The sequence below is a fragment of the Bartonella sp. AA81SXKL genome, from assembly GCF_042196945.1.
GTDB lineage: Bacteria > Pseudomonadota > Alphaproteobacteria > Rhizobiales > Rhizobiaceae > Bartonella.
In genome coordinates this window covers 1-7,009 of the sequence record NZ_JBHIRH010000030.1, presented here as the reverse complement: position 1 = coordinate 7,009, position 7,009 = coordinate 1, and the positions used below count along the sequence as shown (strand labels likewise).

8 protein-coding genes are annotated in these 7,009 nt (G+C 44.6%); all 8 read right to left on the bottom strand.

Annotated elements, in window-relative coordinates; translation table 11 throughout:
* Positions 1–998: major capsid protein (locus tag ACFINZ_RS08695; RefSeq protein WP_375701335.1), on the bottom strand; the 998-nt coding region annotated here is incomplete at its 3' end.
* 12 nt (positions 999–1,010) lie between these two features.
* Positions 1,011–1,379 (bottom strand): head decoration protein, encoded by a 369-nt coding sequence (locus ACFINZ_RS08690; RefSeq protein WP_375637130.1) that lies wholly within the window; start codon positions 1,377–1,379, stop codon positions 1,011–1,013.
* On the bottom strand, positions 1,376–1,528 hold the full coding sequence (locus tag ACFINZ_RS08685; RefSeq protein ID WP_375701334.1) for a hypothetical protein: 153 nt from the start codon (positions 1,526–1,528) through the stop codon (positions 1,376–1,378). Before ACFINZ_RS08685 ends, ACFINZ_RS08690 begins: the two co-directional genes overlap by 4 nt.
* Positions 1,529–1,638: 110 nt before the next feature.
* Positions 1,639–2,712, bottom strand: coding sequence for a S49 family peptidase (locus tag ACFINZ_RS08680; RefSeq protein ID WP_375701333.1), 1,074 nt, complete (start codon positions 2,710–2,712; stop codon positions 1,639–1,641).
* The gene (locus ACFINZ_RS08675; RefSeq protein WP_375701332.1) at positions 2,702–4,258 is read right to left on the bottom strand and encodes a phage portal protein; all 1,557 of its coding nucleotides are present in this window, start codon (positions 4,256–4,258) and stop codon (positions 2,702–2,704) included. The genes ACFINZ_RS08680 and ACFINZ_RS08675 overlap by 11 nt, the downstream gene beginning before the upstream one ends.
* Complete coding sequence (locus ACFINZ_RS08670; RefSeq protein ID WP_375701331.1) at positions 4,258–4,506, bottom strand: phage head-tail joining protein; 249 nt, start codon at positions 4,504–4,506, stop codon at positions 4,258–4,260. Before ACFINZ_RS08670 ends, ACFINZ_RS08675 begins: the two co-directional genes overlap by 1 nt.
* A 3-nt stretch (positions 4,507–4,509) precedes the next feature.
* On the bottom strand, positions 4,510–6,456 hold the full coding sequence (locus ACFINZ_RS08665) for a phage terminase large subunit family protein (protein WP_375701330.1): 1,947 nt from the start codon (positions 6,454–6,456) through the stop codon (positions 4,510–4,512).
* A partial coding sequence (locus ACFINZ_RS08660; RefSeq protein WP_375701329.1) for a hypothetical protein occupies positions 6,446–7,009 on the bottom strand: 564 nt, incomplete at its 5' end. The genes ACFINZ_RS08660 and ACFINZ_RS08665, both read right to left, overlap by 11 nt.

The window sequence follows — 7,009 nt, the reverse complement described above, 5'->3', positions numbered from 1 at the left end:
TTTACCCATGCATTACGGTCGTTATCAACGATCAACATGGTGTAGAGCGGTTTTCCAACCGTGTTGGCAAAATCCAAACTTTCTCCCGGTGCAAAGGTTTTTTGAAATACTCCCGGTGCATTGGCAGGCAAGAATTGACATTCATCAGGTTTAATGCCTATGGCGCGCTTTGTTCCAGCCTTCGCACTCACATTATAGTTGTGAATACTCCGGTAATTAATGAAAGTCACACCCGCAAAGTCAAAACTACCAAAGCTCCCAGAGCCAATCGAACTTGGTGTTGCAACACCTCCAGCACTATTTAAAGTTTGTGCAAGAGCTGTGTTGAGATAGGTTTCACGAATTGTTTTATGGTTTTTCAACTTGGAAAAGAATTCATTCCCACAAAGCCCAATAATGCGTGAACGATCAGAAAAAGCTCCTTTTGAAGCTTCAATCATTTTCATAATGACTTGATCAACATGGTCCGCAACATTGGTTGTTTCTGTATTTAGTTTAAAATCAATCGGCTTTGGTGGTGCGATTTCCCATTCTTTGTACCAATCGACAATAACAGAGCCATCGGCATCAAGAACCACCCCTTGAACAGCGCCAAGTTGCATATTTTCCCATGTCAATTCTATTTCAGAAATCAGTTTCTTTTGTTTTCTGGCAATATATTTCATTGCTGTCTCGAGTTGATCTTCTGTCCCAAATTCACGCCGGTTTTGGATTTCCTCTGATTTCACCGTGTCACTTTTGGCAATGCGTGTTGTTTTGAAAAACCGAAGATTACGTCCATCTCTATCCCCTTCTGCCAAGGGGGCGCCACGTTCACTGGTTTGAATCAAGGACAATGTATTGTCACGTCTTTCAATACCAACCACTGTGGTGCTTGTTTCCACTTCCTCAAAAAGATCAAGAGAACTAATAAGTCCCGGTTGAAACTCATAGTTTTCAATCGCTTTCATCATTGTGATGCTTGAGAAAGCATCGTGTTTAAAAAAATTCATATCCATGTGCGCATTCTCCTATCGCAATAAAATATTGTTATGGTCTTCGAGAGACTGAATGGCAGCACTTTTTTGTTCATCTGTAATGGCATCTGGCCATAGCAGTTCAGAAGCTTTTACAGTGCATAAGCGTGCTGTCATTACGGCACGTTGATCGGCTTGAGAGGCATCAACAGTGGCAAAAGAAATCCCTGCAGGGATTTGACTGCCATCTGATGCTGCTGGATTAAGGGGGACATAGTATTCCGTTGCGGTTATCTTTCCCATGACAGTTCCAGCTTCAATGAATGCTCCTGATGCAAACAGCACTTCTTCATTTGACATATCGGGGTCGTAGGGTCCAAGATAAGCGCCATTGCGTACGTCGTCATAAATAATATTCGTCATTTCACTGCCCTCCAAGCTGCTTCCCATTTTGCATAAATCTTTGCCTTGCTCGTCCCATCACTATGAGGGGTATAAGGCGAGACTTTTAAAGACGCGCTTTGAGAGCTAGCAGCCGTCAACACACATTGGCGTGCTTTCTCGATACTCATACCGTTTTGAATAGCTTTTGCTGCATCAAAAGAAACGCCTAAGTGCTTTGCTTGCCTTTCAAGGGTTGTTAGTGCTTTTGCGCGCTTTCTTTCTTTTTCAAGAGCAGCTTTTATGTTTTCCTGCTTGTCCTCATTGTCTTCATCCTCATCTTCGTTTTCTTCTTCATCGTCGAAGTCTTCGGCGTTTTTGTCGATGTCACTATCGTCTTCGTCCTCTTCCTCGTCATTGATGATGTCGACGATCTTTTCGTCATCATCTTCTTCGGCGCGGTATTGTGTGCGTGCCATGTGTTTTGTCCTTCTTTTTCTGTTGATGTTGGGTTTTGTGATATGGAATCCGTTAAGGCTTCCAAAGCTTGCGCAAGGGTGCCTTGCGCATCTGCTAATCCAAGCGTGATCGCTTGGGTGCCTATAAAAGTTTCTGCTTTTGTGTCACGAATTGCAGCAGCATTTAAGCGTCTGTTTTGCGCCACCAAATCGACAAACATCTCGTAGAGCAGGGCGCAATCGGCTTGCATTTTTATCTGTGCTGTATCGCTCAAGGGTTCATGAGGATTGCCATGAACTTTGTGATCACCTTCAAAGACAAAGGTCCATTTATGCCCGTGTTTTTCATCTGCACGGGACTGGTCAAGATGGGCACAAACAACTCCAATCGAGCCTACAACACCCGTGCGTGCAACCCATATTTGAGAAGCCGCACAAGCAATGGCATAAGCTGCAGAACAGGCAAACTCATTGGCATGTGCCCAAATGGGCTTGTCGTATTGTTTTGAGAGTGTTTGAAACTCTTCAACCAAATCAAAGACACCACCGGCTTCTCCACCGCCGCTGTCAATATCAAGTAAGACAGCACGAACATCAGGTTGTGCAATGGCTTCACGAAAAGAAGCCCTTAAACCTTCATAAGAGGTTAGCCCCGATAAAGCCCCAAGCCATGCACCGCGGCGCACAAGCGTGCCATGAACTGGTAGGATAGCAACATTGTTTTGCACCACATAGGTTTCTGGTGGTCTTAAAGCCGTTGTATCCCCTTGCGCAAAAGCCCCAGGGGCAAACTTTTCTCCCTCAAAAAGCCGTGGAGCAAGAGCATTGAGAATAATATCAAGCTTTGTGGAGGCAAGCATGTGTGGAACTCCAAAAAGCCGTGATGCCAAAAACGGCATGTCGAGATTATTCACCATTTGTCTGCGCCTTACTGCCTTGGTTGTTTTCATAAGTCTCAGAAGTCTCTGAATCTTCATCATCAATCGCTTGATTTTCACCAGAAGGCGCTGCCATATCCGTGTCAAAAGATAAGCCGCGCGCACGAGCGTCTGTGTGCTCTTCTTGCAGTTCGGCATGAATGCTGTCGATATCAAAGCCGCGCTCGGCAAGTGCCATGCGTCGTGTTTTCAAGCCTGCACGAATTTCTTCTTTTTCCGCTGAGATATCCTTGTTTGGATCTATCATTTCAAGCGGGGGCGCAAAGCTTTCACATTGAAGCCATGGCAAGGAATTTTCTTCCCATCCGGGTAAGTGAACGCGTCCAGAAAGTACTGCCATTTCAACAAAACGTTCCCAAACAATGCGGTTAAACTGAAAGGCAATAATATGTTCACGCCATTGTTTGACGTGCCGTCTAAACTGAATGATAGAGGTTCGCACATTGGAAAAATTACCGCGCGTAACGTCTCCAGTCACAACGGCATAAGGCATATTAAGTGCTGCACAAATTTTCAAGATATTGCGAAATTGAAAAGCCTCGTAAGAACCACCAACCTCAACAGGGGTTGAAAATGTAATTTGTTTTTCGCCATCGACCATGTTGACCGATCCAGGATAAATTTTATCCACGTCAGGTGCCTCTTCAGTCTTCTTTGGGGGCGTCGTTTGCTCACGATTTTCCTCTAATGCCGCATCATGAGATTCCTTCCCTGTAATAAACACCGCAAAAAGAGCCGCTGTCCTTTTTCGATCAAGTTCTGCATCATCATAGGATTCGAGTTGAAAGATCTTTGTCATACAGCGCGTTATTTTTGGAGAACCACGCAATTGTCCAGCAATCCGGCGCTCTTTGATATGAATGACCATTTCAGCAGGCACACGTATGCGTTCTTGACTCTCAAAGACTGTGTTGAAAGGGCAATCATCATAGGGGTGATGTTCCCAGAAATGATAAGCAACGCGCTTACCACTGGCATTAAATTCAATCCCCATACGAATGTAATTGCCTTCAATCTCAGCCGGTCCATTGTAGGAAAGGTCCAACATTTCGGTGGGATAAACTTGTAATTGAAGCGGTACACCAGAGCGTCCGTAGAGATCAACATAATGTAATCTTACAAAGCATTCTCCGGTTAGAAAGACCTCTCGTGCAATGGTTGCTTGAAGTCCATAAAAATTGGCATCTTCATCATAGTCTGCTTCATCAACCCATTGCCACCATAAGTCTAAAAGCTTTTTCTTTTCTTCTTGAAAACCTTCAATACGAGGATAGGGTTTAATCCCATCACTAACAGCCGCAGAGACCCATTCTTCTGTTGCAGACCCATAAAGAGATTCATTATCATAGAGCCATCTTGAACGAGCAACAATGGTATCACCGCATTCTTCAATCGCTTTATTGATATGTTTCTTTGCGGGGTCAAAACCACCCATACGGCGGCTTTTGCTTGCCGCTTCAAAATGGGGATTGTGTTGACGAGAAATTTTAAAAAAGCCCGTGAGTTTATTGATAAAGCCAGCCATTAATAGCCTCGTGATATATTAAAATAGAAAACGTGTGAACGCTTGCGCCCTTCAAGGTTGGCTATTTGTGTGTTCAGCATCTCAAGCGCTCTGCGCAGTTCCTCAACAGAGCGGTTGCTTACTTGCTTATCGCCATGGCGCACCGATTGTGCTCCCGAATAAAGAGCTTCTTCAATTTGTTCACGCCGCCTTTTTAAGTTTTCAAGTCTCTCAATTTTGCTGTTAATTGGTTCTAAAGTTTCACCCACAAATTACCTCCAATCCCCTCGCATATAAGGATTCATCATTGTTCTGAATGGCTTCTTTTGAGGCTGTGCTGTCTGAGATCTTCTTGGAGAAGGAGAGGGCACATGTTCTGATGTTGGCTGTTCTAAAGCGCCTTCAATTTTAAGTTTTTCCAGACGCTCTTCTAAGATATCAACTTCTCGATTAAGGTTTATTCCCGCCGAAATCAGACCTTGTAAAGCAGCATAAGCATAGACCCTACAGTCCAAGGCTTCGTTTCTTGCCTTTTCGCTTTTTTGCCATTCAATACGCTTGAAGCCTTTAAAATATTTGATGACTTTTCTTTCAGCAGTCAGTTGGTCAAAATATTCTCTATCAAGGCTTTTGTGAAAGTGTGTTGCACCAGCCCCCGATGCTTCAGGTCCTGATTTTTTAAACCGTGCCGTGATAATATCTTTTGCCGCGTCAACACCAACAATATAGAGATTAATCTGTCCTTTGTTGTTTCTACTTGGACGGCGTGGCCATACCGCACGCCATCCCGCTTGCCCCTTAATTCCCCAGATACGTCGTCCCTCACGGGGGCGTACATAATTATAAACTGCCTGTGTGTGTCCACCACCGGTATCAATACAAGCAGCTGTTATCCTAATCCCCTCTTTATAGCCTGGATGTGGCCAACGTTTTGCAAGATATTCATCCAGCTGGTCCCAGACTTCAAAAGAAGAGGGATCACCAAGGATCACTTGATAATCAATATGCCAACTTTCTTCACTACGCCCCCATCCCACCACTTCAAGCTCTAAACGGTCATTTTGCACATCAATGCCTGCTGTCAACACGACGGATTGTTCTGGTGCAAGGGGATAATCTTCGCGTTTTGCATAGAGGCTATCAGGATCAACAACTTCGCCTGTTCTGTCCTCCCATGGCTCTCCAAGCACTGTATTAATAAAAACTTGCAAAAGAGCAGGGTCTTCTTTGGCTCTTAAAAATTCGCGCGCACAATCGCCCCAAGTCAGCCATGGCGAATAAAGCGCTGAAATATGGTAAGAACGCAGACGAGGCTTACTTGACTCCTGTGTTGCGATCCAGCAAGCACCGTTTTCTTCTGCCATTAAGGTGGACTTACGATGTTCGGCATGTTCATGACCACAATGCGCACAAACAAAAACAGCTTTTTCGGGGGCGCCTTTTTGCCACTTGATTTGTGACCAAACAATCGGCTGTAGTGTACCACATGCATCACAAGGCACGTTGTAATATCGCTGGTCTCCTAGTACAAAATCCTTGGCAATACGGCTTGTGTCACGGTGTGTCGGCGTGGACAATTTAAAAATTTTACGTTGAATAAAAGCAGAGGTTCGTTTTTCAGCAATTGTTACAGGATCGCCTTCATTATCGACATTCAATGGGTAAGCATCGACTTCATCCAAAACCAAATAGCGAATAGGAGAAGAACGCAATCCAGCAGCACTATTTGCTCCTGTAATCATCAATGTCCCCCCATAAAATTCCTTTGAAAACATGGTATTACCACTGTCTCTTGCACGAGCAGGAGCAATGCGTTCACTTAAAGCAGGGCTAGCTGAAATCATCGGATCAAGACGAGACTTTGACAGTTTCTTAGCGGTCTCAACTGTCGGCATCACATAAAGGGCAGGTCCTGGACTATGATGAATGGCATAACCACAAAAGTTCAATGCTGCTTCCGACATTCCAATCTGAGCCCCCTTCATCACAACCGTTGTTTCAGTCGGATCATAAACAGAAAGATTATCCATGATCTCTCGTAAATAGGGGGTACGTATAGTCCTCCATAATCCAGGCTCAGCACTCGTAACTGTGCTCAAATAACGATTTTTATCAGCCCACTGGGAAACAGTATAAGGCGGGTCAGGACGGCGTCCTTCATTCGCATAGCAAAAAAAGAGCCCAGCATCAGAGGACGAGGGCAAAGCATCACTTATCATGTTCTGGATTCTCTTCTAAAATGTTGGGATCGTGAAAAGAAACAGGGACGACATTTTCCACTAAAGCTTTGCGCATATGATGATCGATAGCTCCAATAAGGCTCGCAGCATCACATCCCACTTGCGCCGCAATTTCAGTACCAAAGCGATAGGCAAAATTGAGCATTGTATCTCGATGCGCTCTTCCAAAGTTCCATGCTTCTTTTCTCACTTCTTCACGATCAACAGTGGTTTCGCGTAACTTTTCCAGAGCAATTTTTTCTTTTGCTAGCGCAACTTGCATTCGCTCCAGTTTTATCTTGTATTCATTGGCTCCATCTGTGGAGGCTTGTTTGATCTTTGTCCGCACCTTTCCATCAGGCGCTAAAAATGGGGGTGGGCGCTTTGTTGGATTCTCATTCCAGATGGCTGTTGCAAGGGCTTCATTGACAGAACCATCTTCAAAAAGAGCCGCATCAAATTTACCTGTCTTTATCCGAGAAACCACCGCATTATGTGAAACACCCATCTTCTTCGCAAACGCACGAACCGATAAACCCTTACGATGCTTCTT